Source organism: Microbulbifer mixtoriginis (SeqCode) (assembly GCF_052467235.1).
On sequence record NZ_CP174305.1, the window covers coordinates 2,399,171 to 2,425,739 of the forward strand.

A 26,569-nucleotide genomic window follows, 5' to 3' on the forward strand; every position below is an offset into this window, starting at 1 on the left:
AATGAAAGTTAGAGCCCAGATCGGCATGGTGCTGAACCTCGATAAGTGTATCGGCTGCCACACCTGCTCGGTGACCTGTAAAAACGTCTGGACCTCCCGCGAGGGGGTCGAGTACGCCTGGTTTAACAATGTCGAGACCAAACCCGGTGTCGGCTATCCCAAAGAGTGGGAAAACCAGGACAAATGGAATGGTGGCTGGACCCGCAAGAAAAATGGCAAGTTGCAGCCGAAGATCGGCAGCAAGCACCGGGTACTGGCCAACCTGTTTGGCAACCCGGATATGCCAGAAATCGATGACTACTACGAGCCGTTCGACTTCGACTACCAGACCCTGCACAAGGCACCGGAGCAGAAGCACCAGCCGGTAGCCCGCCCGCGCTCGCTGATTACTGGCGAGCGTATGGAAAAAATCGAATGGGGTCCCAACTGGGAAGAAATTCTCGGTACCGAATTCGACAAGCGTAAGAAGGATAAGAACTTCGAACAGGTCCAGGCGGATATCTACGGTGAGTTCGAAAACACCTTTATGATGTACCTGCCACGCCTGTGCGAGCACTGCCTCAATCCGGCCTGTGTCTCTGCCTGCCCCAGCGGCGCCATCTACAAGCGCGAAGAGGACGGCATCGTCCTGATCGACCAGGACAAATGCCGCGGTTGGCGCATGTGTGTGTCTGCCTGCCCCTACAAGAAGATCTACTACAACTGGAAAACCGGTAAATCCGAGAAGTGTATCTTCTGTTACCCACGTATTGAGGCGGGCCAGCCAACTATCTGTTCCGAAACCTGCGTGGGCCGTATCCGCTACCTGGGGGTGCTGCTCTATGACGCCGACCGCATCGAAGAAGCCGCTGCGGTAGAAGACGAAAAAGCCCTCTACCAAGCCCAGTGCGATATTTTCCTCGACCCCAGCGATCCCAAAGTCCAGGAAGCTGCCCGCGCCGAAGGTATCCCCGAAGCCTGGCTCGAAGCCGCGCAGAAATCCCCAGTGTACAAGATGGCTATCGATTGGCAGATCGCCCTGCCGCTGCACCCGGAGTACCGCACCCTGCCCATGGTTTGGTACGTGCCGCCGCTGTCTCCGATCCAGAACGCAGTGCAGGCCGGCCAAGTGGAAACCGTCACTGTGGGGCGCGGCGCCGAGATCCCCGATCTCTCCACCCTGCGTATCCCGCTGCAATACCTGGCCAACCTGCTCACCGCCGGCGACGAAAAGCCAGTGGCCCGCGCCCTGGAACGCATGATTGTGATGCGCGCCTATATGCGTGGCATCCATGTGGACGGCGTGCAGGAACGCGAGTTGCTGGAAGAGGCCGGGATGACCGTAGCCCAGGTAGAAGAGATGTACCGCTATATGGCCCTGGCCAATTACGAAGACCGCTTCGTGGTGCCTTCAAGCCACAAGGCTTACGCCGAGAACGCCTACGACATGAAGTCCTCCTGTGGTTTCAGCTTTGGCAACGGCTGCAGCACTGGCAACGACAGCACCAATATCTTCGGCGGCAAGCAGAATGCAGTGCGCGAAGTGATACCGGCCAAAGTGGTCGACTGAGGCCGAGGGGAGAGTACCGATGAAAGTATTAAACCTGATCGCCCGCCTGCTGGATTACCCGTCCGATGAGCTGGTGGCGCATCTGGATGAGTTAACCAACTGGGTGGCGGAATCCGAAGACCTGGACAAGCCCCTGCGCGATTTGCTGCTGGCGTTTATCTCTCATTACGAGCGTATGGATGCGCTTGATTGGCAGAGTGAATACGACGGTTTGTTTGAGCGCGGCCGCGCTGTGTCCCTGCACCTGTTCGAGCATATCCACGGCGAATCCCGCGATCGCGGCCAGGCCATGGTGGATCTGATGAATCGCTACCGAGCCGCCGGCCTGGAACTGAATGAGCGCGAACTGCCAGATTACCTGCCCACCTACTTAGAGTTCTGCGCCACTCAAGGTGAAGCGGCCTACGGTTGGGTGCACGATATCACCCATGTGATTGCCCTGTTGAGCGCGCGCCTGTCAAAGCGCGAGAGCCCCTATCACCTGTTGATGGATGCGCTCTTGCAGATGGCCGGCGTCTTTGTAGATCTGACCGCGCTCAAAGAGGAAGTCGCCAATGAGGAGCGCGACGATACCCCCGAGGCGCTGGACAAGATCTGGGAGGAAGAGGTGGTCAGTTTTACCGGCGCCAACAATTGTGACCAGTCCATAACGCGGCCCAGCGCTGCGCAGCTGCGCGACGGCCAGCCCCTAACCTGGGCCCCCAGTGCCAAAGATGCCGCGCAGAATTCTGCCCAGCCCGCACCACAGGAGTAACAAGATGAACTATCTGAATACGCTGCTCTTTGCCATCTATCCCTTCGTCGCCCTTACGGTGTTTCTGGTGGGGAGCCTGATCCGCTATGACCGCGACCAATACACCTGGCGCACCGGCTCCAGCCAGTTGTTGGAGCACAAGCAATTGCGCATCGGCAGTTACCTGTTTCATATTGGGGTGATCGCCATTCTCGCAGGCCATTTTGTCGGCCTGCTTACGCCCAAAGCGGTGTGGCACTTACTCGGCATTGAAGCTTCCACCAAGCAGATGATGGCGATGGTTATCGGCGGTTTCTTCGGGGTAATCTGCTTTATCGGCCTCACCATTTTGATTAAGCGCCGCCTCACCAATCCGCGAGTGCGCGCCACCACTTCCAAAATGGACCTGACCATCCTGCTGATGCTTTACGCCCAGTTAATCCTCGGCCTGATCAGTATCCTGGTTTCCGCCGGCCATATGGACGGTGCCGAAATGCTCAAGCTGATGACCTGGGCCCAGTCCATTGTCACCCTCGATGGCTCCGCAGCCGCAGTGGCTATCGCCGACGTAAATATCATCTACAAGCTGCATATTTTCCTCGGTATGACCCTGTTCCTGCTGTTCCCCTTCAGCCGCCTGGTGCACGTATGGAGTGTTCCAGTGCAGTACTTCCGCCGCAATTACCAGGTAGTGCGCGCCAAAGCCGCGCGCTAATCCCAGCAATCGTTAACCAGGCCCGCCAAGTGTGGGGGCCTTGTGTAGAGAAGAGTCATGAGTGCATTACTAGCTTCCGACGCCGCCGGGCACGAATTCGAACTGGCTGAAGCCGTGGCCGTGAACGGTAGTGAAATTCCCGCAGACCTGATTTATCAGGAGATGCAATACCAGACCGCCAACTCCCCGCGCCAAGCAATTTACCGCGCTGCACGGGCATTGGTTATCGGTTGGCTGTTACGGGAAAAGGCCGCAGGGCAGGGGCTTTGCGCGGCCGATGAAGACTTGCACAGCGAGGCCTTCGATCACGCCGTTTCAGATCTATTGAAAGGTGAGTTGCAAGTAAGCCCGGCCAGTGAAGCCGAGTGCCGTGCTTATTTCGAAGCCCACCCACATAAATTTCGCTCCGATCCCCTCGCCGAAGTGCGCCATATCCTGATCCCAGCCGCACCGGATGACTCTGAAGCCTGCGCCAAAGCACGCGCCGCTGCCGAGGATATGCTCAAGCAGATCCGCAACGATGCCAATCCGTTACAGGCCTTCGCTCAGTTAGCCCAATCCCACTCCGCCTGTTCCTCCGCCGAAGCTGGTGGCAGCCTCGGCCAAGTGGGGCGCGGTGATACCGTCGCGTCCTTCGAGCGCGCAGTATTCGAGCAGGGCACCGGCTTGGTAGCAGAGCCCGTGGAGACCCCTTACGGAGTACACCTGATTTTTGTGGAACACTGTGAACCGGGCCGCCCGCTGGAATACGAATATGTTTCGGAGCGAATCGAGGAATACCTAACTGAAAAACGCCGCCGCCAGATGACTAGCGACTACCTGCAAAAAATGGTGCAGGCCGCGCAAATCTCCGGCCTGGATTTATCGGGGGAGGCCCACTGAGGTGGCAGAGATTTGCAACCGTTCGCATGCGATTGCGACTGGGTAAATTGAAGTGGAATTCTTAATCCAGTACAGGTACAAAGTCACTTGTTAATCTTTTCTATATAAGAGGCCATAACCTAAACCACTAGTAGCTCCAAATAGAAGGCCTACTGTAAGTATATGCTTTAGATAAATTAACCAACCCCAAAGCGTTGGATAGCCATTAACTGCTTTTATTACATCTATGCCGATTAAAGTATCTTCAACCTTACCAATGTAACTGCCATCAGGGTACGGCCAGTCATTAAATCCAGGATATAGAGAGCCAACAATTAAACCTAGACACATACACTTAAATAGATTTAACCCAAAGTATCTTTCTATGATTAATGCAAGTGGTACATAAATCATCATGTGTGCTAGTGATATAGGGATTGAAAAAATCAAAATAAATGCTGGGCCGGCTGAGTTTATTTTAGAAAATCCTAACGTACCGGCCAGTAACAAAAGTACTATCGAAGGAATAAGGCTTGCAGCAATTATTGATGGTATATGTCGCACAGAGATTTGGTTTGAACTTACGTCCAGAAATTATAAGCTATCATAGGGTGCCTAAGCCATGTAATTGATTGATGTGCCATATCCAGCTAGTACTTTCGCACCAAAGCGTCGCATGATGTCTAAATGCGTTAGTGTGACTGTCTTCGCAAAGACCACAGCGCAGCGATTATTACCATTCCACAAAATCCTAAATATATTATTTTGCCGTTCAAATTTTCAACATCAACACACTGCCAATTTTCACACTGACGGACTATAAAAACATTTCTCGGATCAATCCAGAAAATTATACTTGCCGTTATTGCGGAAAATATAACTGGGTAGGATCTTACTTTGGGGACAACTTCGGCCAAGAATGCCGCAAGCCAGAAAGCGAAGAGTGATGCCAAATATAACTTTAATTGGCTCTCACCAGAGAAAATCAAGCTGGTAATTGTGCTGAAAAAAGCACACAGCCCGATAAAGAATCTAAGTCCGCTTAATCTGGAAAGGCCACCATCATCCTTGGTAAATTTGTAGCCATATCTTTTCATGGTTTATTCTAGTGTATTGATGGGCAGCCTAGGCTTAAACCGTTAGTCATTGAATTTAAAGCGTAATCTAGCCTTATATTTACACCAGCTTCCTGACCAGTCAAATTTCCTACATTCTTAATGCTTTTACAGCAGATCAATCAAATAAGTTATCCGGCTCTGACTCTACAATTTCAATATCTTGCAAAATTCCATCAGGATTAAGCAGGGCAGTTAGCACTACCCAGCTATCTAAAAATCGTCGGTACTCTCTCATTGGATATTTAGGGTCATATCCCTCAATGCGCTGAAGTTTTTCTGGGCAAAGAGTGATGTTTTCAGCATGATAAAATAATTAGTAAAAATGAGGTTGCAATTTTCATAAATGAATAAAGCCTCGCTGGAGTGGTTTTTTTCTCCGACAAAAAAAGAATAGAGTTAATATGAGCTTATCCTGATAAGACTTCTTGTTATCTATTATTTTCTTCATTAATCACTGAAATAGTTCTTTCTATAAATCTTTTATAAGCTTTTTGGGGTAGGAATGGGGATTTATTATTTATATTGAACTTCTCCAAAATATCTTTAACTTGTGCGTCAATCATTATTTGCTCAACACCCAACCCTTTTTGATGAAGCTCTTGAATTTTATTTATCCATGTAAAAGTATTTTTCCTGAATTCAAGCAAGGATGACTTGTTTGCTGGAGCGCCATGGCCGGGTATTATCAAACTTTGATCATCACCCAAATTTAAAATGGCCTCAATGGCTTCATTAAAACCTTTAATTCCGCCAGCATAAAATGTTGGATGCCAGCTGGTATCGAATACATCACCGACAAATATAGAATTACTTTCCTTATGGTAATAGATATTGTCGATTGTTGTATGAGACTTGACTTTAATGTGAGTGAGTTCATTTAAATTGAAGCTGCTCTCTATCAGTTTTCCACCTTGCTTTTCAAAGTGCGCGTTTCCACCGGTATGGTCGGAATGCGCGTGTGTGTTTAAGATGAAGGAGATAGGCTTATCGTAAATTGATCGAATTGTTTCATTTAATGCACTTAACTGATTATTTCCTGGCATAGGATCAATGAGTACCAATCCATTTTCCGTTGATATTAAGCCAATATTCGTTCCGTACTCTTTTCCACTCAAGATATGTAGGTGTTCAGAAACTTTTTGCACACTAATGCTACTTGATAAAGCGATAGAGCTGGTGAGTAGAAATAAAGTGGAGGTCAGAATTCTAAATCCTTTCAAAACTCATCCTCTTGCACTGTGATAAATGGTTCTTTAGTCTGTAACGGCTTTGTCAGTTGCACTTTGGATACGGGATGGTATTGGGATACTTTGGTAAGGCTAGCCAAAAACGTTAACTGCACAAAATTGCTAGCCTTAGCTATTCCACGCTAATTTTAATTTCATCAATAGGGTAAGCCGGCTTAATTTGAGCACAACTTAATGCCTTGATGAAGTCAATGTACGATATTTAAGTAACCAGTTATGTGAATTAATGTTTGCTGGTGAGAACTAGCTACTTCATTGAATGAAAACCGATATTATTTCCTTCGGTATCTTGCGCTATTGCGATAAAACCATGCTCTCCAATAGACATTTTAGGCACTACTACCTTCCCACCTGCTGGCTCGACTCTGGCCAGTTCAACAGAACAATCTTCGCTATCAAAATACGCTAGAGTGCTATTACCTCCAGCTTCAACACCCTCCATTTTACAAATTGCTCCACTTGCCCCCGGCTCTTGTTTCATTGGAAATGCCCACATCTCGGGTTGAGGGAAGTCTTTTACTTCGTCAGGATTGTCTAATCGAGTTAACTCCTGCTTGAGAACAGCTTCATAAAATGACTTTGCACGAACCATATCATTTACATAAATTTCAAACCAACAAACTGCATTTGTATTCATTTGAGTATCCTCACTGTTAAGTATCAAAGTATGGTTTGTATTTCTGGAGACATAACGAAGTTTTAGAAAGATCATTCATATTTTACGCGCAATAATGAAAACTACCATGTCATGCATTCCATGCTGCCATAGAACTTCAATGGTAAAACCAGCGTCTTGAATTTCTTTCTCTAATTTTACTTTTGTTAGGATGAAGACATCGGGCATTAAGCCCATGAATTTTCCCAGAGGTGCTAAGAGCTTAATAAACCGTATATAGGAATTACCCATACAAACGGTACTACTTACGAAAACACCACCAGGCTTGAGGATTCTAGCAGCTTCTGCCAAAACATCTCTTCTATCTGGTAATAAATGAATAACATTTAAACCCAATACAGCATCAAAACTTGCAGACTCAGCATTGAATTCGGTTAATGTACCTCTGGTAAATCTAATATTATCAATACAGGCTTCCCTGGCCTTAGTTCGGCCAATCTCAAGCATATTTTCAGAGATATCTACCGCTTCAATATGTTGCACATGTGGAGCGTGGCAAATCGCTGTAGTTCCTGTTCCGCAACCAAACTCCAAAATATTCATATCAGGCGTAAAGAATCTCTGGGTATCTGAGAGCTTCTTCTGATAACTTGCCTCGTCAGAAATAGGGCTCCTAGCATACTCCTCTGCTTTTCTATCCCAGAACTTATCAGACCTAGTCATATCAGTTCCTGTATAAATGCCAAGGCGTTATCGGCGCTGTTTTTTTCTCCCTGACTCATAACACCTCAAGCTGCGGACCGAATCGTCCGAAAGCCTTAACATTTTAAGTATCAAAACCCATTAAGGACACCCCACAACTTATCCCAGCGTTCAAGCTTTTCATCAGCACTCAACAGTCTTGGCTGAATTTGAATAGGGTTGCCAAGTTGATTCACGTCTTGTAATAAATTGGAATTTACTGCTCCGCGAAGCCGACCATTTATATTGCAGCCTACGGCTAGTAGTTCATTACAAGCTTTGCAATGGTAGAAATTAGCAAGCTGATCGCCATTTTGTTTAGTTAAAATCCCATCACCAGTGAAAACCACTGACATATTCGGATCACTAATAATACGTGACGGGTTGGCTTGGCAATAATTACAATCGCAAACGCGCGGATTCAAGCCATCGAGCGGTCCAGCTAACTGAACTTCAACCCGCCAACGCTTACATTTACACGATCCCTGAAAGAGCATAATAATTAGCGCCAATTACGATGAAAGATATGCTTGCCTCAATTGCCGGAGACTACTGGCGCCTTTTTTTAGAGCTTTGGCAAAAAAGGTGACAGCAACCGCGGATCAGATTGCATGCACTTGGTACGCCCAGCATAGGCCTGAATTAATAGGGTGAAAGTCTCCTGTAGGAAGACCACCATTTAATGCCTTTCCATTAAATGCTAACTACCAGCGAATGGCAACTGCAACGCGGCGAGTTCTTAGGGAGAGGGGGCCGCTGAAAAAACTACAAAATACCGAATAGAAACATCACTTAATGCTTAGCCTAGAGTCGAGGTGGTCAAGGGCACTGAAGCCATGTGATCTAATGGGTAGAGTAAATGATGAAATTGTGTGGTGAAAGTCACACCCTTATCAGGGGAGATCTGTGTAACCTGCTGATATGAAGCTTGACTCATAAGAAGGCCCAACCCACTAACTACCATCGCGGGGATAAAAAATGGTTGAACACAGCGGCACCTCGGTCAGCACTTGGGTATTGCCTTCGATGATCATGAATCTCTGGGCGACTCGTAAGCTGATCAAGTAATTCCAGAGGGAGTTGAAGGACTTCGCCAAAACCGATGCCTGGAGGCAGTTCGCGTTATCATCTCCAGTGAAACCGTGGTCCACGCCGCCTCACTCACCACGCACGAGCAGTTGCAGGTCCTCCGCAGTCCCTTCGATAAGGCGGCTAAGGGATTCGGCGCGCGAGATCCGACCGTCTCTTAGCGTGTACAGGCTGATTACCTTGATTGTGAGCGGTTGGCCATCTTTCGCCTTCGCGCGCACCAGATGCATATCAGCTATCCGATCGCCCTCGCCAATTACGGAAAGGTAATCGAACCTGACGGCCGAGTACTCCATTCGGAGCAAATTGATACGCGAATCGAGTTGCGATCGCCCAATCGTTGTGTTGTCGATAACCTGCACGAAGTCTTCAGTAAAGTAGCGGTCGGTGACCTTAGAATCAGCGTTTGGATCACATACCGCTTTGGCCATCTCATCCAGAAATGCTTCGGCCTGTTCACTATTCATTTTTCGATTCTTCTCCGTTCGCGTCCGGTTGTGGTCGAACGCATGGACAGACATCTACCACTGTTTAACGCTAAGGTTGACCGAGCTGTCATGCAGCTCGCAAAAAATATTACAAACTAGGCGGAGCCTATCCCGCGAGTTTGATTATAGCGGCTTTGGGCCAACGCTCTGTTATGCACAAGTGGGTCAGCTTAAACCTTTGGTATCCGGGTGGCAGTAAAGAGGACCGCGATTTGGACACTTATGGATGATGTTCAAATCAGACTGGTGTGCTGAGCCAGATGATGCATCCTCAATAGCTCGCCGCTTAGAGGCGACCTGACAATCGAAGCATGCAAACTTATGCAAGAACTCAGTCAAAGTGTATAGCTTGTGGTGAAGGGGTGGGCCATGCAATGAATTATCTCGCTTATAAGCCTTATTAAGTGGCTATTGGCTGGCATGGTAGAGAACGAAACTGATTGTTAAAGAGGCTACTATAGCCCCAAGGATACTGAGTGCTACTTTCACTGGGATAATGGGTACTGAAGTCCTATAATGTTGCTCTCGGCCAAAGACTGTGAACGAGCTCTGCTTACCATATGGGGCGAACATGACAAAGAATATCATAGAGCCAATGGCTATAGAGTAAGCCAACCATCCAAATACGCTGGAGGCTGTTAAAGTTTCTTGAGTTGCCAGGATATAGACATAGATACCTATACCAGGGAGCAAGCCGAGTAACTTTTTATCCATTTTTCTTCGCAAGATAACTAAATTACCAAGGGGCTAATTTCTTTTTGATTATCTTGTGCGAACATAACGCTTGCCATGAAACAAAGCGGTCATAAAGGAACTCTTCTCCTGTGACCTTCTCTTAGGCATCATTGGCTATATGTATAAAGTCTTCAGCTTCGTAGCCCTACAGTTCTGGACACCACTAACATCTTAACCCGTAATATTCTTTGTACCTCAGCCTATGGGGATCAAAGATTAAGTCAGATTCTCCATGCCCCCTACCTTAATTACTCGGTTAAAACGGAGTGCTTAAAAAATTCATTAAGTTTGTACAGTTAGTGCAGTTAGTGCAGTGAGCTTTCGAAATAGATAAAGGCATATCCGATAGCTAACCCAAGGAGGACAGGTCCGGGGTAACGTCTAAACAGGCGTTTTATTTTACTAGGCGTTCGACCATTACGTAGGTCATTAATTAATTCTTGCTGTGCTTGAAAGGCATGTAGAGCTGAGAAGACGGCGGCGGTCAAAGAGTAGGTGAACCCTTCAGAAATAGGTGTATCAATACCAAGAGCAGTTTTAAGAGTAATAATGCCGCCTATAAATGCCATCGCAAATGACAAATTGGACTTTAAAAATTCGAACTCTAATTCTTGACTCAGAAGATAATGAGGGCTTTGCTCTATGGGTTTATCATTTACTAATTCTTGTAACTTTGCTCTCATTACTCACAACCTTTAACAGGATCTATTTGGATAATAGTACCTTTGTCTTCCCAATGGAATACTCAAAGCTTACAGTAAGTTCTGTAGCAGCAGAGCAACAGTTATTCAGCATAAAAGGTTCGATCGTACTAATTTTATTGGCTTAGGCTATCTGGAGCTATTTTCATAAAGTAAATTATTACAGGTATAAAACAGATCAAGGTTAAAACCATGTTTGCAATATTCAGTAATTGTTTACTCCCAAATATCACAAATAACAACCCTGCTAATTGAGCAATGGCTATATAAAGGAAATACATCCCTAGTGTTCTATAAAAATTTGCTAGTTCTAGGGTAATAAGAGCTGGAAAGGTCGCTACCAGCAAATATGAGATGAACCCACATAGCATCGCGATACTAAGTCTACATACTAAATAATTTGTTCTTCCCATATTATTTTTTAATTGTACTTCTCGCATAATGAAGCGGGTCAGACATTAAAAAGCTCTATGACAGACTGGGTAGATTTATTTTCTAATAATACATATGTAGTATAAGGTCAAAACCTTTTATTGAAAATCTTACTCTTTCCATGTCTTCTGTATATTTGCCGAGATTATTCCCATCAAGATCCCAGACATTTTCTTTGGCGAACCACGTATTTAATTCGTGATCATGACATTTGAACTGGCTTTGTGGTACTACCTTACCGTTTTTCATGGTCGGCCCAAAATTCCTACATTCTGTGCCCCACCTCCACCACTTTATATCTGGCATATTTACCATGCCCTCTCTGAGGGGAACGCCAAAAACTGTGATTTCGGATTCATAGTTTTTATAAATTATGTATCTAAAGCCCCACTTCCCGCCCGCCTCATAATTTACATCCCGAGTAAGTATTTCACCCGGCTCCAGGTCAGCTATATCAATACTAGGAGATAGTTCACCAGCATTTGCTGGAGGCTTTAGGGCACTACCAAACATGCCAAGTATGAATCCGATTCCAATTAGAGAGACAGTAAGAAGGCTAAACCAAAGTAATTTCTTGCGCTTTTCCATTTGATGTTCACAGTGTAGTCAAAATAAGCTTGATTAAAATGTATAATTACCTTATCTGGTGCTGAAAATTGAAATGCGGCCATCTAAGGATGGAAAAAATGTTTCTTCAACTAGAGATTTAAGCTTGTTCCATTTCATGGAGAGATTTTTCTAATTACACATAAATCTATCAGTTCACGGCTGCTTTTAATTGATAGTTTCGTGCCAACATAATGGCTACAACAAACCTAAGGGACGGAAAAACAGCTTACAGTATTAAGTTTTTCTGTCAAAAATACTTATTGCACAAATCTGGGTATAGCTTGGGTAAATCGTCTTCATCCCACGCTTCTCCAAGTGGATCATCTTGACCTTCATAATTAAGACGGTCATAAGGGAACTCTTCTCCTGTGACCTTCTCGTAGGCATCATTAGCTATATACATGAAGTCCTCAGCCTCGAAGTCTTCAGGTAGCCAATCGGCCAGAGATTCAGGATTTGTTAGTGTTGCTTCAAACTTCTCGCGTCCCCCAAGTATCAAGCCAGATCTGAAGTAAGTAAAACCATCATCGGAACAGCCACCATTTAAGATATATGCCACAGCCCAAATATCCCAACGGTATGTGAGGTCATTTAGTTCGCACTGCTTTTGCTTGAATGCAATAATTTCATTAGGAGTGAGCTTGCTTACAGCCTCAACTAATCTATCAAAAACTTCCTCAATATCGGGTACTCGCTTTGTTACGCTTTCTACCAAATCCCAAAATCTTGAGTCTTCCACGATCACCCCTTTACTTATAAGATCGTAAATATGGTCCGAATCGGAACAGCAAAGCTGCGAAACGAAGGTTCAGCCAACGCTGCGGCCATTTTAAAGAAATGATTTTGATCATTCCCCAGAGCGCTTCTTGCGGTTTTCAAGTAGCCAAAGTTGACCTGCAATATCATTTTTTATCCATGCCTCTTTGGCAGACTTCCATGTATTATTCATATATAGATATCATCTTTTCCTGGTGGAAAAACTAGCTTTCACCTTTTCCAAGCAATAAAAGATGAAAGCTAATTTAATTCCACTACATCAGCTTGTTAAAGGCTCAATACTTCCCAAGTATCACCCTTGCGAACAAAACCTTTCTCTGAAACTATATGAGGCCACTCGTTCTCAGGGTCATAAACTATGTTTCTTACTTGCTTTAGGCCTTCAGCATCTTCTGATCCAGTTACTATTACCAAATCTCTAGATGGAATATAAACAACAATATCTCCCTTTACGGGAAACTGTTCTTTATTCCATAGGCTGTCATAAAGTATGAACGAAGCTTCATAATTTCCACCTGCTAGTAACATCGATAAAGAGGCAGGATTGCCCTGTATTTGCAATTCAATGGAGTTCCGTAAGTTTTCCTTAGCTAGGGTGCGTAACTCTTCGTTTTTAATCTGTAGTTTATCTATATCTTTTTGAGATATATATCTCATTGAGGTTTCAGTATCAAATACATAGAGGACATAAAGCTCTTCATTTAACTGTTCAAAGTAAAAGGGAAAAGGAGCATCGCTACCTTTTTCTCTAAACATTGCTGCTACTTGACTAATATAATCTCTATTTTTGATGACTGGGAATATTTGTGTCTTGCCAAAATTAATTTCTTTTGGTTGGAACAACTCCTCTAAGCTTCCAGTATATTGTTTAATAATATCTTCAAGTGATTCAGGGCTATTTGTATAAGAAATATAGGCGTTATTTAAAAAAGAAATCTGCTCTTCACCCTCATTGTTTTCGAAGTGGACTTCTAGCTGATCTTTCTTCTCAGCTTTAATACCCACAACCTTTTTTTGAACAGCTTTGATATATCGTTCAACAAACTCATCTTCACTTAGCAATTCTTCAGCAATGCTTAATTGACAGAAAAGTATCATTAATAGAAATGCTATTTTTTTCATTCTTTACCCCTAAATAGAAAATACCATGTATTTATTAGCTTTGTTTACACTTAACTGTTTTATCAATAGCCTCAGACCAGGCTGATTGACTATCAAAGTTTTCAATGAGACCGTTATTGGCTTGATTGCCTGTGAAAGCACCAATACCGTGCTGGATCATATATGCTGGATGGTATGTCGGTAGCCCCCGTGCGCGTAAAGCTTCACATACTTGCTCATTACTTTCCAAGATTGTATTTATTTCTGATTGGAGAAGAGAAAGCTGTTCCTCCGAAAGGCCGCTTAATGTATTCATGCGAAGAACAATGATGCTTTGATGTGCTGTTTGGTCACTAACTCTTTTGGTATCATAAATTCCATAAGTCATGGCAGCGTAATACATTTTTGCTGCATCTGAATAATTTCCAGAGTTTAGGCATTTCTTCATGCCAGAAAATATATCAGCAGGATTTTGACTGGCCTGGAGCGAGTTAATATCCACACAGGCAGCTGGCTTAGACGCTTCTAAGTTTCCTTTGCTTTGAAAGTTTGTAACATCAGAATTGCTAGCGCATGATGTAATAGCGATGGACGCCAGTATTGCAATGATTTTATTCATATATTTGATACCTCTTGTGAAGCCAGCAACGTATTTAAAAGAATGCTGCATTATACCGATTTTATATATATCTCAACAATGAAGTTTGCCGTAACCAGAAAATCTATCACCCAGCATATTCTGGGTAAATATATTAAAAATAAGAACTATCGTACCTGAGGCAGTCTTTATGTAGCGGATGAAAGGGTTGCTGTCATCGCTGAAAGTGTGTCGATAATGATCGATCTATTATTTTCTATTTTCAACTAGAGGATCTGTAAAGAGTACCAATTTAAGTTGCTATTTTTATGAATAGCTTGGATTTTCGTCAGCATAAATGAAAAAAATATAGGCACAAAAATGATCTTATTGGATTTTATTCAGTTTGTTTTAGTGTCAAAGCTGCGTAAAATCGAAAGATATTTATTGGTATTTTGGCCAGAATTGGGTGGCCTTTTGTAGGCCGATGACCAAGGACCAAGGACCAAGGAAATCGAGAGAATCAAGACATCTAAGAGTTTTCTAAAGAACCATCTTCTTAAAGGAGAACGGTAGCGTGACGTAAGAGACAGTAAAAGGCGCTGACCCAAGGTGCAGCAACACCAGGGGCCAGCTGACCAAATTGATAACCTAACTATCAAAATGGCTAAATGGATCATACGCTAGAAACCCGCTCGTCTTCAATAAAGTGGAGTACATTCAGCGGCTTGGTGCGATTCCCCAAGCTCTGGAAGCGTTGTGCCTGCCTTTTTTTCTTCTATGCCTACCGTTCCCGCGCACCACCCCGTATTTCCTCAAAAAGTTACTTTCTCAGCCTTCCATCAGAGAAGGTTTGCCCATGATTTGAGTATCAGTAGGAAATCAATATGTTGATCTTAAAGCGCCGGACAGGTGAAAACTTAAGAATTGGAGCCAATGTTTCAGTTACAGTCTTGGAAGTTAAGGGCAATCAGGTGAAGATAGGGATACGTGCTCCCAAATCTTTACCTGTTCACCGTGAGGAAGTATATATACGTGAGAAAAAGGAAAGAGCACCGGCGAGAAGGGATCGTTGAAAATCTAGTCTCGTTTATTATTTACCACGTTTACCGGTTAGGCCGGAGTGACGTCCTTTTTGGTGGAGATTTTATGTTTGTGCGTTGAGAGGTTGTCATTTACTAAAAGAATCTCAGAATTAGTTGAGTAAAAAAATCTATCAGCAGAAAGAATCACTTTAGTGTTAGTTAAACCAATCAGCTGCTCAGTAGCTTTGAAAGAGCCCTCAGTTATTTTTTCATTTCTGGCGATTATGATTGCATGCTTGGTAATTGGAACACAGATTTCCACCATTGGGGTATTTAATCCGAAACAATAGCCATTGCTACTATTTGGATGGCTTAGAATAAATGGACTGTCAGAAGTAACTACATTAGATTTTGTGTCATCAATAACATGGAGCTGAAAGTACTTATTTGATAAGCACGTTTGAACAGTATCAATTAGTCTAAGCTCAGACATAATGATGTCTGTTTGATCATATTCAAATTCACTTTTGTTTCGTATTTTTATATCTTGGGCGATACTATTTGTAATTTCTCTTGTTCTTTTTAATGGAGATTCTATTAAATTTCGAAATGAAGGGACACGTAAATAGAGTGTGGCCAAGAGTAAAAACAAATAGGGCATCTCTTCTTTGGGGGGTAAAGATGAGTGTTCTTTGATATGCAGAATTCCTTTCTTTATCTTTGGTTCGATTTCTTCGGCATACCAGTCTTCAACTATAAGAGAATTTGAGTGCTGAACAGTATAGTAGTCTCGTTTTGCACATGCGTCATTTGGGCTCGTTTGGAATGGAGTGTTGTTATTAATTGGCACGCACCAAAATGGTGAAGTATCTTCACCACCTATAGTAAATTCTTTTAGGTAGCATTTCGGTATGTAGTGATGTTTTGCCTTTCTTCCCACAATGCTTCCTCGGCACTTTAATACTGAGTTATGAGACGGCCTGGTGGTGGCCGCCCGGTGTAGGTCTGTACAGATCCTGCTGAAGTGAACTTGACTAGCTTAGCTAGACTTGTGCTCTACTAATATTTTCTGCATATAAAGTGCACAAGACAGATTTACTTGATTCAGCAACAAGAGATGCCCGTTTGGAACGGCTAGACCGGTCCTTTAACGGCTTGTTGGGTTTCTCCTTAGACCCATCCTCATTTGAACCTACACGTTCAAAGTACTGCATGCAATCACAGTTGACCTCATCTTCTAGTTGTATACATTACAAAACATCTTCTTGATATATGTTAGTCAAATAACCGAGCTCTAATTGTTCATTCGGCAAACAATTTAGTTTCTTTGACTTAACAGGCTCGATACTAATATAGTTACTTCCAGCTTGAGCTAAGCCTCCGATTGCTGCTGAATACGGTTCATTGGTAGCACTTGCAGTTTTACTGGAACCCTTAAAAAAATCTTTAATTAGGGTAGAAATATTTGCTGATCCAATTTGGAAGCTAAAGCCTTGAAAATTATTTAGCTTTCCCCATCTGCGCTTTGACGATGTGTTAATTTCATTAACAACTTTGTCTATATCAGTAACAGCCATATTTATAGCGTATTCATTTTCAAGGCCATTCATTGCTACAAAGTTCGCTAATTTATCTATTGAAAATTTTAATTCATAAAAGAGATCTTCATTCTCGAATTTAAATGAGACTATCTTTTTTATTGAAGAATCTGCTGAAGGGACAGGTAACTTCCTATGCAGTTTTAGTTGAAGAGCGTCTAAATCAGTAGATTGACTAGGGTTAGCCATAATCTCTCTAAATGACTGTTGTGGTGTCCACAACACGTTAGGCATTGAAAACTGAGCTCTTTGAAGCGCTTCACTTTGATTGTTTAAAAAGACCTCCAGCCATTTATTGTTGTCATCTTCTGCCTTTAATGAGTACGCTTCCTCTTTAACAATAAGCTCAGGTATGCCTTCTGGTACTTCTTCGTAGTCTTTTATTAGTATCCCCGAATCTTCAAGTACAATTTCATCTAAACTACTTTTCCATTTTGGAATATTCGCAGGAACTGGTTGGATTATGTGATCCCAATAGAGGCAGAAGAATCGTACCTGCTGTTCTGACATTTGAACACGTGGCAAATATACGCCATTTTGTTCAAATTTAAAGTGTGGGCAATATATGATCCCTCGTTTCTTACTCATTAATAAGCTATCCTGCTTTGTATGTATTAGCGTATACAAAAGAAGCAGTATTATATCACTTGGTAATAAATTCTAGGGGTAGGAAACTACTCAAAATAAAAAAACATATCAATCAGTATGTTAATTAGCATTGATAAAAATTACTCCAAAGGATGTACTAAGCAGCTCTTGACCTGAAGTTTTGGCAAAGATGTGAAGTCGTTAAATACAATTACATTTAAGAGCTACACAAATAAAATTACATGGATGTAATCCAATCAGAGCTGCCTTCTAAAGCAGAACATTTTATGGATATTAAGGTGCAGAGCCTTCTCAATTGGGTACTGTTGTACTAAGAGTCTCTGTTTCAAGCGCTAGAAGAAAACAACGCCGCCACCGCCAACAAAGTAGCCACCCAAATCCCACAAAGAATCTTCCAAAAAAGGGACGCATCCCCTTTCTCAGTAGGATCTTCACGCAAGTAATCCGGGTTGGGATTGGCCAGGTCGCGCATAAATTCCGTTAGCGTGGAATAGCGCTGTTCCAGGTCGATACTGCATCCGCGTTCCAGGGCGCGGTCGAACCAGATGGGGACTACCGGATTAAACTGGCTGGCGGTGCGGTAGCGCAGGCGTTCGAAGTCGGCGTGGGAGCGGCAGTTCTCTATTTCCTCGCCGTAGGGCAGTTCGCCGGTAAACATTTCGTACGCAATAGTAGCGAGGGCATAGATATCGCCGCGAATACCGCTGTTGTGCCCGAGGATATAGTGGGGGTCGGAGTAGCTGGCGGTGCCCAGCGCTTCCGGGTGCTCCAGGGGGCGGAAAATCTCGGCACTGCCGGCTACGTAGACAGAGCCGAAATCGATAATTTTTACCCGCCCGTCGCCGTCGATCATGATATTGGCCGGGCGCAAATCCTGGTGAATGGTTTCCTGATCGTGGAAGGCCTGTAGTCCGGTGGCAATCTCCTTAAGGAGTCGAAACGCTTCCGCCGGTTTGGGAAAGCGGTTATTGGTGATCCACTGCTCCAGGGTGCTGCCCTGCACATACTCCATCAGGTAATAGAGCGCGGTGCGCGGGCGGGTCTGGCGGTGCAGGCGCACTACCTGGGGGCTGCGAATACGCAGGCCTATCCACTCTTCCTGAATAAAGCGGTCGATATAGTGGATATCGTCCTCGTAATTTATCGAGGGGGTTTTCATTACCAGGATTTCCCCGGTGGCACTGTCACGCACCAGGTACAGCTGGCTGCGCTGGGAGGAGAACAGCTCCCGTTCCACCTGGTAACCATCCAATACCATGCCCGGTTCCAATTCCGGCGGGAAGGGCAGACGAGTAAGCTGGCGGCTGTAGTCGTCCAGGGTGGTTTGTGGCAATGCTTTTACCTTTACCACTAATGCGGAGAGGTTATCGTCACTGCCGTTTTCCTCGGCGAGGCGCACCAGGGTTTCCGCTGTTTCCTGTTCGCTTATTTGGGTATCTGCCAGCAGCTCGCGCAGCACATCCTGTTTGATAAAGTCGTGCACGCCGTCACTGGTAATCAGCAGCACATCGTCCTTAGCCAGGCTGAGCTGGCCGTAATCCACTTGCAGGCCGGTATCCATGCCCAGCGCGCGGGATAGCATCTGTTGGCGGTGGGCCAGGGTGATGTTGTGGTCCCGGGTGAGGCATTTAAGGTTGTCACCGCGCAGGTGATAGATACGGCTGTCGCCGATATGAAAATAGTGGGCGGTGCGGGATTTAAAAATCAGGGCAGAGAAGGTGCAGAGGAAGCCCTTTTCCTGTTGGGGAAAGTCGTGGCTCTTGCGGTATAGCTTGCTGTTAATGGAGGCGAGGATTTTCTGTCCGGCGTGGGCCACAGACCAGGTATCCGGCACCTTGTAATAGTCCCGCACAAATTGCTCGGTGGCGGTGTGGCTGGCCAGGGCGCCGGCTTCGGCAGAGCTGACGCCGTCTGCCAGTGCGGCGACTGCGCCCAGGTATTCCTGCAAGTGCGGGTTGTCCGGCCAGTGATAGATTGCGGCATCTTCGTTCTGCGGTTTGATGCCGGCACTGGTGCAGAGGCCGTGGCTCAATCGCGGTGTCTGGGCTTCGGGGTTTGCCTCGGTTTCTGTTTGCACCCCGGAATTGGTTTCGCTCACAGCTTTCTCCACTCTCTTTTCGTCCCCTCAGACCAACGGCGAAAAACAAAGAAGGGCCATTGGCCCTCCTTTGCGTTTGTTGCTGGATAACTGCTTTAAGATCACCCTTTCCGATCACTCCACGCTGATCAGCTGCACTGTGCCATCCGGTAGCACTTCGGCGATATTGCCTTTGGGCTCTTCCAGGAACAGGCAGGCGAAGAAGATCACCGCTGCTGCGCCGCAGATAATCAGGAAGAACTGGCTGTAGCTGACATAAGACAGGGCGGTAAGGAAAGTAACCGCACCCACGTTGCCGTAGGCTCCGGCCATACCGGCGATCTGCCCGGTCATGCGACGCTTCACCAGGGGTACGACGGCGAATACGGCACCCTCACCGGCCTGCACGAAGAAAGAGCAGCACATGGTGGCCACTACCGCAGCGGGAATCCACCAGCCGCCGTTGATCTGGCTCAGTACAAAGTAACCCACTGCCAGGCCGCCGATCAGGAACATCAGGCTGCGGCGGCGTCCCAGTTTGTCAGAGAAGTATCCACCGGTTGGGCGAGCCACCAGGTTCATAAAGGCGAAGCCAGAGGCGAGCAGGCCGGCCTTCACCGGGCTCAATCCTTCAAAGGTTTCCAGGAAGAACAGGGGCAGCATAGAAACCACGGCCAGCTCTGAGCCGAAGGTGACGAAGTAGGCCAGGTCGAGGATGGCTACCTGCTTGAAGTTGTATTTCTCCAGCTCGGGCACACCTTCGCGTAGGTGGTCTTTGTTTACATTCCAGATCATGCGGGTCTGGAAGGCGAACAGCACTACCAGCAGTCCCCACATCACGTAGGTGGCATTCTGGCTCAGCAGGGCTACGCCGCTGGGAGACAGTTTGTAAGCCAGCGCTGCCAGTGCCAGGTACATGGGCACATTCATCAGCAGGTAGAAGTAGAAATCCCGCTTGCTGGTCACTTCCAGGCCGCCGCTCTTTTTCGGCTTGAAGTAAGTGGAGCCTTTAGGGGTGTTGCGGGCAACGCGGTAGTAGATGATGCCGTACAGGCCGGCGATGATGCCGGTGAGGCCCAGGGCATAGCGCCAGCCGTCTTCACCGCCGAACAGCAGGGCGATGGTGGGCAGGGTCATGGCACCGGCAGCAGAACCGAAATTCCCCCAGCCGCCGTAAATACCTTCTGCCAGGCCAACTTGTTTGGCTGGGAACCATTCACCCACCATGCGGATACCAATGACAAAGCCGGCACCCACAAATCCCAGCAGGAAGCGGAACAGGGCCAAGGATTCATAACTGTCTGCGGTGGCGAAGCCCAAACAGATCAAAGATGAGGTCATCAGCAGCCCGCTGTACACCAGGCGCGGCCCCAATTTATCCACCAGCATACCGATAATGATTCGGGCGGGGATGGTGAGTGCCACATTGAGGATTAATAGGGCTTTTACCTGCTGGCTGGTGAGGTCGAACGCTTCCTTGATAAAGACCATCAGCGGAGCGTGGGAGAACCACACCACGAAAGTCAGGAAAAACGCAAACCAGGTAACGTGCAGCGTCTTTATTTTGGGATCGCCCCAATTAAATAAATTGAGGCCGCTGGATTGACTCATGACTATTTTCTCCGGCTTCTCAGAAATTTAGAGGTGGATAGGGTCATGGCCGATAGTATTTGAGCAGCGCTACAGGGAAAGTGCACAAAGGGGGTAGTTGGGTACTGAATAAAGGCTTTGCTGCTTAGTGTTAGCCCATTTGGGGTAGTGCCTTTTAAGGGGAGCTGCTGCCTATTGAATAAGGTTTACCCCTTGTTGAGTAGCCATAAAAAATCGGCTTGCGAGCGAAGAGTTTTTGGGAGTAATTGTGATTACCGGAGTTTTTATGCATCTTGCTGGCAGGTGGCCTTTACCAATACTGCTGTTTTTAATCCGTTCGTGGCGGCGCAGCCGGTGCGTATTGATCGGGCAGCCGATGTGGTGACCAAATAACCTTCCCGAAAACTGAAAAAATAGGAGAAGCCCGCGGTGCAATATACCCAGCAACTCGCCGGGCGTGTGCTGATATTTGCTTCGGCCATGTTTGCTGCGAACTTTTCCGTGTGGACACTCTATGCGGTGCTTGGAGTGGAAGTCCGCGGGCAGCTAGACCTCTCAGCCACAGAGTACGGCATCTTACTGGCCGCGCCGATCCTGAGCGGTGCGTTACTGCGTTTTCCCGCCGGCTTGTTGGTGGAATATTTCTCGGCAAAAAAACTTATCCTCCTGCAAATGCTATTGCTGCTGCCGGTGCTTTTACTCTTGCCCTATATCGAGAGTTACGGTGAGCATCTACTGGCCGGTTTGTGGTTGGGGATTTCCGGGGTCTCCTTTGTGTTGGGTATTCGCTATATCACTCCGTGGTTCGAAAGGAGGCAGCAGGGCACCGCGATGGGCATTTTTGGTGCAGGCAATGCCGGGGCGGCGATTACCCTGGCCCTGGCGCCAGCGATCCAGAATTGGCTGGGGCGAGAATGGATTGGGCCGATTTATGCGGTTGGTATTTTGCTTATGGTGGTGTTATTCGAATTTTGTGCACCTGAAGAAACCCGCTATATGCGCAGTCGTAACAAGGCAAAAATTCAGCACCATCTAAGGCCACTGATGCAGATCAAGGTGTGGCGTTATGGGCTCTATTATTATTTTGTCTTCGGCAGCTTTCTCGCACTTTTACTGTGGTTGCCGAATTACTACCTGGCGGTGTATGAAGTCAGCACCCAGGTGGCGATGGCGCTGACCCTGCTGTTTGTGGCCCTGTCCAGTTCGCTGCGTGCGCTGGGTGGCTGGTTTGCAGATCGCTATGGTGCGCGCACGGTGAATTGGAGTGTGTTCTGGACCTGCTTGGTATGCCTGTTTTTTCTCAGTTACCCCCCAACCAGTATGACGATTCACGGGGTGGAACGGGATGTGCATCTAAATATCGAGGTGGGCATTGAGTTGTTTACCCTGCTGTTGCTGGTGATTGGTATTGCCCAGGGGTTTGGTCGCGCTTCAGTTTACAAGGCGCTACACGATAATTTTCCGGCACATATGGGCAGTGTCGGTGGCACTGTAGCCACAATCGGTGCGCTGGGCGGTTTTACTCTGCCGGTCCTGTTTGGTATCGCACAGGATTTAGTGGGTATTCACAGTGCGGCATTTATGTTGCTCTACGGCGTGCTGGCAGTTTGTATGTTGGTAATGTATCTGGCAATCCAGAGGGAGCAATATCAACAGCGTTTGGCCTTTGCCAGGCAAAATAATTTTTTGCATGAGGATACGAGTAACTCTGCGGCTTTGCCAGATAGGTAGCGCCCACTACCAAAATGGAATTATGTGTGTGTAAAGGGTAGGAAGTATTTATTTTTTCTACCGAGAAAAACTGTGGTTTCAACCACGTCTGAAAAATTGTAATTTGTCACTGTCACTCCGTTGTTGCAAAGGAAAAGCGTAATGACCATTTCCAGATTTCCCAAAATTTTCGGTGCTTTACTGTTGGGGGCCTGCAGCACAGTCGCATTGCAGGCCGCTGCGCAGGATGGTGAAAATGCCACTCTTGTCGACGCGCTTAAATCCGGTGAAGTCGGGTTGAATCTGCGTTATCGCGTAGAGATCGTCGACCAGGAAGATTATGACCAGGATGGTATTAATGGGGATGCACTCGCGTCCACTCTGAGAACCCGCCTCAACTGGCGCAGCGGCAGCTACCGCGGCTTCAGTGGTTTTCTTGAGATGGACGATGTTACTGCAGTCGGTAACGACAATTACAACTCCACCGTCAATGGTAAAACTAATTACCCGGTAGTGGCCGATCCAGATGGCACAGAGGTTAACCAGGCCTATATCCGTTATAACGGAGAAAATTCCATAATTACTGCTGGTCGCCAGCGTATTAACCTCGATGGCCAGCGCTTTGTTGGCGGTGTTGGCTGGAGGCAGAACGAGCAGACTTACGACGGCATACGCTATCAGTATGGCAGCGCCGACAGCCTGCAGCTGGACTACAGCTACGTGTACAACGTAAACCGGGTTTTTGGTGAAGATAGCGCCGGCGCCGAATTTGAAGGCAATATCCAGCTACTCCATGCCAGCTACCCGGTGGCCGAAAACCATAAAGTCAGCGGTTTTGTTTACAGCCTGGATTTAGAAAATTTCGTGAATAATTCCAGCCGCACCTATGGGGTGGATTACAAAGGAAGTTTTGGCCCTGTAAAAGCTAATCTAAGCTATGCGCGCCAGGACGATACCGGGGACAACCCCTTCGACTACAATGCCGACTACTATCTGGCGGAAGTTGGCGCAGACCTGGGCCCGGTAACCGCAAAACTCGGTTATGAAGTACTGGGTTCTGATAATGGCGTTGGTTTCAAAACGCCGCTGGCTACCCTGCATAAATTCCAAGGTTTCACCGACCAGTTCTTGGTGACTCCAGGCGAAGGCATTGAAGATATGTATATCAGCGGTGCTATGAAACTTGTGGGTGGCAAGTTGAATATGGCTTATCACAATTTTGATGCGAATGAAGGTTCCGCAAATTATGGCCATGAGTGGAATATCAGCTACGGCCGCAAGCTGACAGAGGATATTTCTGCACTGGTGAAATACGCCTCTTACCAGGCTGACGATCACAACGTGGATACCGACAAGTTCTGGTTAATGGTTACTGCCAATTTTTAATTAAATAAAGCCGCTCCATAGCGAGGCCCCGGCTCTGGCCGGGGTTTTACTTATAAAAACCGAAGAATTTCTTTAGGGGTATTTTTCGGTTTTTAGCCATTCTGCCTACTGAATTTCTATTTTGTGATGTTATTTCCCTTACCGGTTGGCATCACTGTGAGTACCTAAGGAGTACCACCTTTGCCCCAAGCATAAATTAACCAGCTTGATACACTGACATCAGTTTAAACACCGAGTCCCGCTACCTAAACAGCGCCGTTTTTTATTGACGTTGCAAGGTGCCGGGACCGTGGCCGTACCGGCCACCAGGGTCTAGCGGGAAACTGCGCGGCCTCCCGAAATTGGAAAGGCGTTTAATGTTACAAGACAATTTTGGCCGTAGGTTTTACTACCTGCGCCTGTCCGTGACGGACATCTGCAATTACCGCTGCAACTACTGCCTGCCCGAGGGCATCGGTTGCGGACGTTCCCTGGAAGGGGAAAATCCTCTCTCAGTGGCTGAGGTGGGCACATTGGTGCGCGCTTTCGCTTCCCTGGGTACGGAAAAGGTACGCCTTACCGGCGGAGAGCCCTCCCTGCGCAAAGATCTGGTGCCGCTGCTCGAAGCCGTGCGCGCTAGCGATAAGATTCGCCGCTTAGCCATCACCACCAACGGTTACCGCCTGCCCAGTCAGATAGACGACTGGCACCGCGCCGGCTTGGATCAGGTGAATGTCAGTATCGACAGCCTCGACCCGGCTCAATTCCACCATATCACCGGCCACAATCGCCTGGATAAAGCCTTAGCAGGCCTGGATCGTGCTCTGGCCTTGGGTATCGATACCAAGGTCAACGCAGTGCTGATGCGCCAGTACAACCTGGCCGAGCTGGATAACTTCCTCGCCTGGGTTCGTGAGACTCCGGTGACCCTGCGCTTTATTGAATTGATGCGCACCGGCGATAACCGCGAGTTCTTCGCCAGCAACCATGTCTCCGGTGGCGATATAGAAACCCTGTTGCTGCGGGAAGGTTGGGAGCAGGTGATCCGCACCCGCGATGCCGGTCCGGCGCGGGAGTATTTCCACCCGGATTACGCCGGCCGTATCGGCCTGATTACCCCTTACGGCAAAGACTTCTGCGCAAGCTGCAACCGCCTGCGGGTATCGGCCCAGGGCAAGCTACACCTGTGCCTGTTTGCCGACCAGGGCTTTGATATGCGCGAAATCATTGCCGCTGGCGATAGCGAGGCACTGGCGGCCCATATCCGCGAGTTGATTGTGGATAAAACCGCAGGCCACCAACTGCACGAAGGTTTTACCGGCGCTACCCGCAACCTGGCGATGCTGGGGGGCTAGGGTTATGGCCAGGGCTCTTGTTAGTAAATCGACAATCGGCGTGGTGCTGGCCGGCGGCCGCTCCAGCCGGATGGGCCGCGACAAGGCCCTGCTGGCCCACCCCCAACAGGGCAATTTCTTGCAGCATGCTGAGGCATTGTTGAGTGAGCTTCCGCTGGCAAAAGTCGTCACCAGCGGCGCCCGCCCTGGAGCGATTGAAGACCTGGTGCCAGAGCGGGGCCCACTGGGCGGCCTTTATTCGGTAGCCCTGGCAACCGGTGCTGACGCGGCCCTGGTAATCCCGGTAGATATGCCCTTGCTTGGGCGGGAGCACCTCGCAGAGTTATTGACAGAGGGGCAGGCAAGTGGCCGGCCCTGTTATTTTGAAAACTTCTTTTTTCCCCTGTGGCTGCCTTTAAATGGCGACTGCCTGGATTATTTGCGCCGTGCCGTTGAGGGCAGTGCGCGCAATTCTGTCGGCGCGCTGCTGCGTCACCTGGGGGCCAAATCCATACCCATAAAAAGTGCCGGCGATTGGCATCGCAATATCAATACGCCGGCAGATTATCTCGGCTTGAGTACGCCGGATAAAACTCCAGAAAACAGTTTTTTGAGAGACCACTGATTATGTCCGCACACGCTAGCAAAGAATTTGTACCGCTCAATATCGCGGTACTTACCGTATCCGATACCCGCAACGAGCAGACTGATACCTCTGGCCAGTACCTGGTGGAAGCCCTCAAAACTGCCGGCCATCAGCTCGCGGATAAGCGCATTACCCCGGACGATGTTTACCAGATGCGCGCGGTGGTCTCCGCCTGGATTGCCGATCCCAAAGTGCAGGTGGTATTGGTGACCGGCGGTACCGGTTTTACCGATCGCGACTCCACGCCGGAAGCTCTGAGCCCGCTGTTCGACAAGACCGTCGACGGCTTCGGCGAGCTGTTCCGCCATATTTCCCTGGGGGATATCGGCAGCTCCACCGTGCAATCCCGCGCGCTCGCCGGCCTGGCGAATCGCACACTGATATGTTGTATGCCTGGTTCCACCGGAGCCTGCCGCACGGCTTGGGAAGGCATATTGCTGGAGCAGCTGGATGCCCGGCACAAGCCCTGTAACTTTATCCCTCATGTGCGCTTTGCCAGCGCGCCCTGCGAGAGCCGGGGGTAATT

Annotated in this window: 26 protein-coding genes, 1 pseudogene and 1 riboswitch; of the genes and pseudogenes, 10 read left to right on the forward strand and 17 right to left on the reverse strand. The window is 47.4% G+C overall.

Going from position 1 to position 26,569, the window contains the following annotated elements; all coding sequences use genetic code 11:
- The first annotated feature begins 1 nt into the window (after position 1).
- Genes narH through ACJJIO_RS10595 form a run of 4 tightly spaced genes read left to right on the forward strand, consistent with a single transcriptional unit; the run spans position 2 to position 3,879 of the window.
- Positions 2-1,549, forward strand: coding sequence for a nitrate reductase subunit beta (narH, locus tag ACJJIO_RS10580; protein WP_444910954.1), 1,548 nt, complete (start codon positions 2-4; stop codon positions 1,547-1,549).
- A 19-nt stretch (positions 1,550-1,568) separates the two neighbouring features.
- Positions 1,569-2,303, forward strand: coding sequence for a nitrate reductase molybdenum cofactor assembly chaperone (narJ, locus tag ACJJIO_RS10585; protein ID WP_444899342.1), 735 nt, complete (start codon positions 1,569-1,571; stop codon positions 2,301-2,303).
- Between the two features lie 4 nt (positions 2,304-2,307).
- On the forward strand, positions 2,308-2,997 hold the full coding sequence (gene narI / locus ACJJIO_RS10590) for a respiratory nitrate reductase subunit gamma (RefSeq protein WP_444910955.1): 690 nt from the start codon (positions 2,308-2,310) through the stop codon (positions 2,995-2,997).
- A 57-nt stretch (positions 2,998-3,054) separates the two neighbouring features.
- Positions 3,055-3,879 carry a peptidylprolyl isomerase gene (locus tag ACJJIO_RS10595; RefSeq protein ID WP_444910956.1) on the forward strand — a complete coding sequence of 275 codons (825 nt, stop codon included), beginning with the start codon at positions 3,055-3,057 and terminating at the stop codon, positions 3,877-3,879.
- A gap of 90 nt (positions 3,880-3,969) precedes the next feature.
- Here ACJJIO_RS10595 and ACJJIO_RS10600 read toward each other — a convergent pair whose 3' ends face one another.
- The 13 genes and pseudogenes from ACJJIO_RS10600 to ACJJIO_RS10660 all read right to left on the reverse strand — a co-directional run bounded on the left by ACJJIO_RS10600 (position 3,970) and on the right by ACJJIO_RS10660 (position 14,131).
- The gene (locus ACJJIO_RS10600) at positions 3,970-4,368 is read right to left on the reverse strand and encodes a hypothetical protein (protein WP_444910957.1); all 399 of its coding nucleotides are present in this window, start codon (positions 4,366-4,368) and stop codon (positions 3,970-3,972) included.
- Between the two features lie 182 nt (positions 4,369-4,550).
- Entirely contained in the window at positions 4,551-4,955 is a 405-nt protein-coding gene (locus ACJJIO_RS10605) for a hypothetical protein (protein ID WP_444910958.1), read from the reverse strand.
- Positions 4,956-5,404: 449 nt separating this feature from the next.
- Positions 5,405-6,196: an MBL fold metallo-hydrolase gene (locus ACJJIO_RS10610; protein WP_444910959.1), complete on the reverse strand. Its 792-nt coding sequence runs from the start codon at positions 6,194-6,196 to the stop codon at positions 5,405-5,407.
- A gap of 274 nt (positions 6,197-6,470) precedes the next feature.
- Positions 6,471-6,860 (reverse strand): VOC family protein, encoded by a 390-nt coding sequence (locus tag ACJJIO_RS10615; RefSeq protein WP_252084102.1) that lies wholly within the window; start codon positions 6,858-6,860, stop codon positions 6,471-6,473.
- Positions 6,861-6,935: 75 nt separating this feature from the next.
- The gene (locus ACJJIO_RS10620; RefSeq protein WP_444908455.1) at positions 6,936-7,562 is read right to left on the reverse strand and encodes a class I SAM-dependent methyltransferase; all 627 of its coding nucleotides are present in this window, start codon (positions 7,560-7,562) and stop codon (positions 6,936-6,938) included.
- A gap of 110 nt (positions 7,563-7,672) precedes the next feature.
- Complete coding sequence (locus ACJJIO_RS10625) at positions 7,673-7,936, reverse strand: hypothetical protein (RefSeq protein ID WP_444908456.1); 264 nt, start codon at positions 7,934-7,936, stop codon at positions 7,673-7,675.
- A gap of 801 nt (positions 7,937-8,737) precedes the next feature.
- Positions 8,738-9,136 (reverse strand): nuclear transport factor 2 family protein, encoded by a 399-nt coding sequence (locus ACJJIO_RS10630; RefSeq protein WP_444908457.1) that lies wholly within the window; start codon positions 9,134-9,136, stop codon positions 8,738-8,740.
- Positions 9,137-10,197: 1,061 nt separating this feature from the next.
- A complete protein-coding gene (locus tag ACJJIO_RS10635) occupies positions 10,198-10,575 on the reverse strand; it encodes a hypothetical protein (RefSeq protein ID WP_444887730.1) in 378 nt (125 codons plus the stop codon).
- A 513-nt stretch (positions 10,576-11,088) separates the two neighbouring features.
- Complete coding sequence (locus ACJJIO_RS10640; protein WP_152450513.1) at positions 11,089-11,613, reverse strand: hypothetical protein; 525 nt, start codon at positions 11,611-11,613, stop codon at positions 11,089-11,091.
- A gap of 57 nt (positions 11,614-11,670) precedes the next feature.
- A pseudogene (locus tag ACJJIO_RS10645) lies at positions 11,671-11,751 on the reverse strand (SF0329 family protein); the annotation flags it as partial.
- Between the two features lie 130 nt (positions 11,752-11,881).
- Positions 11,882-12,373 (reverse strand): DUF4240 domain-containing protein, encoded by a 492-nt coding sequence (locus ACJJIO_RS10650; protein WP_444908458.1) that lies wholly within the window; start codon positions 12,371-12,373, stop codon positions 11,882-11,884.
- Positions 12,374-12,678: 305 nt separating this feature from the next.
- Positions 12,679-13,533: a DUF1444 family protein gene (locus ACJJIO_RS10655; RefSeq protein ID WP_444908459.1), complete on the reverse strand. Its 855-nt coding sequence runs from the start codon at positions 13,531-13,533 to the stop codon at positions 12,679-12,681.
- A gap of 34 nt (positions 13,534-13,567) precedes the next feature.
- On the reverse strand, positions 13,568-14,131 hold the full coding sequence (locus tag ACJJIO_RS10660; RefSeq protein WP_444908460.1) for a hypothetical protein: 564 nt from the start codon (positions 14,129-14,131) through the stop codon (positions 13,568-13,570).
- An 845-nt stretch (positions 14,132-14,976) separates the two neighbouring features.
- Between ACJJIO_RS10660 and csrA the strand changes: the two genes are divergently transcribed.
- Positions 14,977-15,165 carry a carbon storage regulator CsrA gene (gene csrA / locus ACJJIO_RS10665; RefSeq protein WP_444908461.1) on the forward strand — a complete coding sequence of 63 codons (189 nt, stop codon included), beginning with the start codon at positions 14,977-14,979 and terminating at the stop codon, positions 15,163-15,165.
- Positions 15,166-15,202: 37 nt separating this feature from the next.
- Here the strand turns inward: csrA and ACJJIO_RS10670 are convergent, their stop codons facing one another.
- The 4 genes from ACJJIO_RS10670 to ACJJIO_RS10685 form a co-directional block, all read right to left on the reverse strand.
- Positions 15,203-16,054 (reverse strand): DUF4238 domain-containing protein, encoded by an 852-nt coding sequence (locus ACJJIO_RS10670; protein ID WP_444908462.1) that lies wholly within the window; start codon positions 16,052-16,054, stop codon positions 15,203-15,205.
- A gap of 310 nt (positions 16,055-16,364) precedes the next feature.
- Positions 16,365-17,300 (reverse strand): hypothetical protein, encoded by a 936-nt coding sequence (locus ACJJIO_RS10675; RefSeq protein ID WP_444908463.1) that lies wholly within the window; start codon positions 17,298-17,300, stop codon positions 16,365-16,367.
- Between the two features lie 346 nt (positions 17,301-17,646).
- Positions 17,647-19,419, reverse strand: coding sequence for a bifunctional protein-serine/threonine kinase/phosphatase (locus ACJJIO_RS10680; RefSeq protein WP_444908464.1), 1,773 nt, complete (start codon positions 19,417-19,419; stop codon positions 17,647-17,649).
- 114 nt (positions 19,420-19,533) lie between these two features.
- Positions 19,534-21,009, reverse strand: coding sequence for a NarK family nitrate/nitrite MFS transporter (locus tag ACJJIO_RS10685; RefSeq protein WP_444908465.1), 1,476 nt, complete (start codon positions 21,007-21,009; stop codon positions 19,534-19,536).
- A gap of 408 nt (positions 21,010-21,417) precedes the next feature.
- Here ACJJIO_RS10685 and ACJJIO_RS10690 point away from each other — a divergent pair, with 408 nt between their 5' ends.
- From ACJJIO_RS10690 to moaB, 5 genes are all read left to right on the forward strand, one after another.
- On the forward strand, positions 21,418-22,719 hold the full coding sequence (locus ACJJIO_RS10690) for an MFS transporter (protein WP_444908466.1): 1,302 nt from the start codon (positions 21,418-21,420) through the stop codon (positions 22,717-22,719).
- Between the two features lie 141 nt (positions 22,720-22,860).
- Complete coding sequence (locus ACJJIO_RS10695) at positions 22,861-24,084, forward strand: alginate export family protein (RefSeq protein WP_444899322.1); 1,224 nt, start codon at positions 22,861-22,863, stop codon at positions 24,082-24,084.
- A 217-nt stretch (positions 24,085-24,301) separates the two neighbouring features.
- Positions 24,302-24,452, forward strand: a riboswitch (molybdenum cofactor riboswitch).
- Positions 24,441-25,418, forward strand: a complete 978-nt coding sequence (moaA, locus tag ACJJIO_RS10700) for a GTP 3',8-cyclase MoaA (RefSeq protein WP_444887742.1) — start codon at positions 24,441-24,443, stop codon at positions 25,416-25,418. Its footprint overlaps the riboswitch before it by 12 nt.
- 4 nt (positions 25,419-25,422) lie before the next feature.
- Positions 25,423-26,022: a molybdenum cofactor guanylyltransferase gene (gene mobA, locus ACJJIO_RS10705; protein ID WP_444908467.1), complete on the forward strand. Its 600-nt coding sequence runs from the start codon at positions 25,423-25,425 to the stop codon at positions 26,020-26,022.
- Between the two features lie 2 nt (positions 26,023-26,024).
- On the forward strand, positions 26,025-26,567 hold the full coding sequence (gene moaB, locus ACJJIO_RS10710) for a molybdenum cofactor biosynthesis protein B (protein ID WP_108731355.1): 543 nt from the start codon (positions 26,025-26,027) through the stop codon (positions 26,565-26,567).
- Positions 26,568-26,569: the final 2 nt, after the last annotated feature.

Coding starts and splice junctions, on each gene's coding strand:
- ACJJIO_RS10655 (WP_444908459.1), bottom strand. CDS start 13,533: ATGAAAAAAATAGCATTTCTATTAATGATACTTTTCTGTCAATTAAGC.
- moaB (WP_108731355.1), top strand. CDS start 26,025: ATGTCCGCACACGCTAGCAAAGAATTTGTACCGCTCAATATCGCGGTA.
- narJ (WP_444899342.1), top strand. CDS start 1,569: ATGAAAGTATTAAACCTGATCGCCCGCCTGCTGGATTACCCGTCCGAT.
- ACJJIO_RS10620 (WP_444908455.1), bottom strand. CDS start 7,562: ATGACTAGGTCTGATAAGTTCTGGGATAGAAAAGCAGAGGAGTATGCT.
- ACJJIO_RS10615 (WP_252084102.1), bottom strand. CDS start 6,860: ATGAATACAAATGCAGTTTGTTGGTTTGAAATTTATGTAAATGATATG.
- ACJJIO_RS10635 (WP_444887730.1), bottom strand. CDS start 10,575: ATGAGAGCAAAGTTACAAGAATTAGTAAATGATAAACCCATAGAGCAA.
- ACJJIO_RS10660 (WP_444908460.1), bottom strand. CDS start 14,131: ATGAATAAAATCATTGCAATACTGGCGTCCATCGCTATTACATCATGC.
- narH (WP_444910954.1), top strand. CDS start 2: ATGAAAGTTAGAGCCCAGATCGGCATGGTGCTGAACCTCGATAAGTGT.
- narI (WP_444910955.1), top strand. CDS start 2,308: ATGAACTATCTGAATACGCTGCTCTTTGCCATCTATCCCTTCGTCGCC.
- ACJJIO_RS10685 (WP_444908465.1), bottom strand. CDS start 21,009: ATGAGTCAATCCAGCGGCCTCAATTTATTTAATTGGGGCGATCCCAAA.
- ACJJIO_RS10640 (WP_152450513.1), bottom strand. CDS start 11,613: ATGGAAAAGCGCAAGAAATTACTTTGGTTTAGCCTTCTTACTGTCTCT.
- ACJJIO_RS10595 (WP_444910956.1), top strand. CDS start 3,055: ATGAGTGCATTACTAGCTTCCGACGCCGCCGGGCACGAATTCGAACTG.
- ACJJIO_RS10605 (WP_444910958.1), bottom strand. CDS start 4,955: ATGAAAAGATATGGCTACAAATTTACCAAGGATGATGGTGGCCTTTCC.
- csrA (WP_444908461.1), top strand. CDS start 14,977: ATGTTGATCTTAAAGCGCCGGACAGGTGAAAACTTAAGAATTGGAGCC.
- ACJJIO_RS10695 (WP_444899322.1), top strand. CDS start 22,861: ATGACCATTTCCAGATTTCCCAAAATTTTCGGTGCTTTACTGTTGGGG.
- ACJJIO_RS10630 (WP_444908457.1), bottom strand. CDS start 9,136: ATGAATAGTGAACAGGCCGAAGCATTTCTGGATGAGATGGCCAAAGCG.
- ACJJIO_RS10675 (WP_444908463.1), bottom strand. CDS start 17,300: ATGAGTAAGAAACGAGGGATCATATATTGCCCACACTTTAAATTTGAA.
- moaA (WP_444887742.1), top strand. CDS start 24,441: ATGTTACAAGACAATTTTGGCCGTAGGTTTTACTACCTGCGCCTGTCC.
- ACJJIO_RS10625 (WP_444908456.1), bottom strand. CDS start 7,936: ATGTCAGTGGTTTTCACTGGTGATGGGATTTTAACTAAACAAAATGGC.
- mobA (WP_444908467.1), top strand. CDS start 25,423: ATGGCCAGGGCTCTTGTTAGTAAATCGACAATCGGCGTGGTGCTGGCC.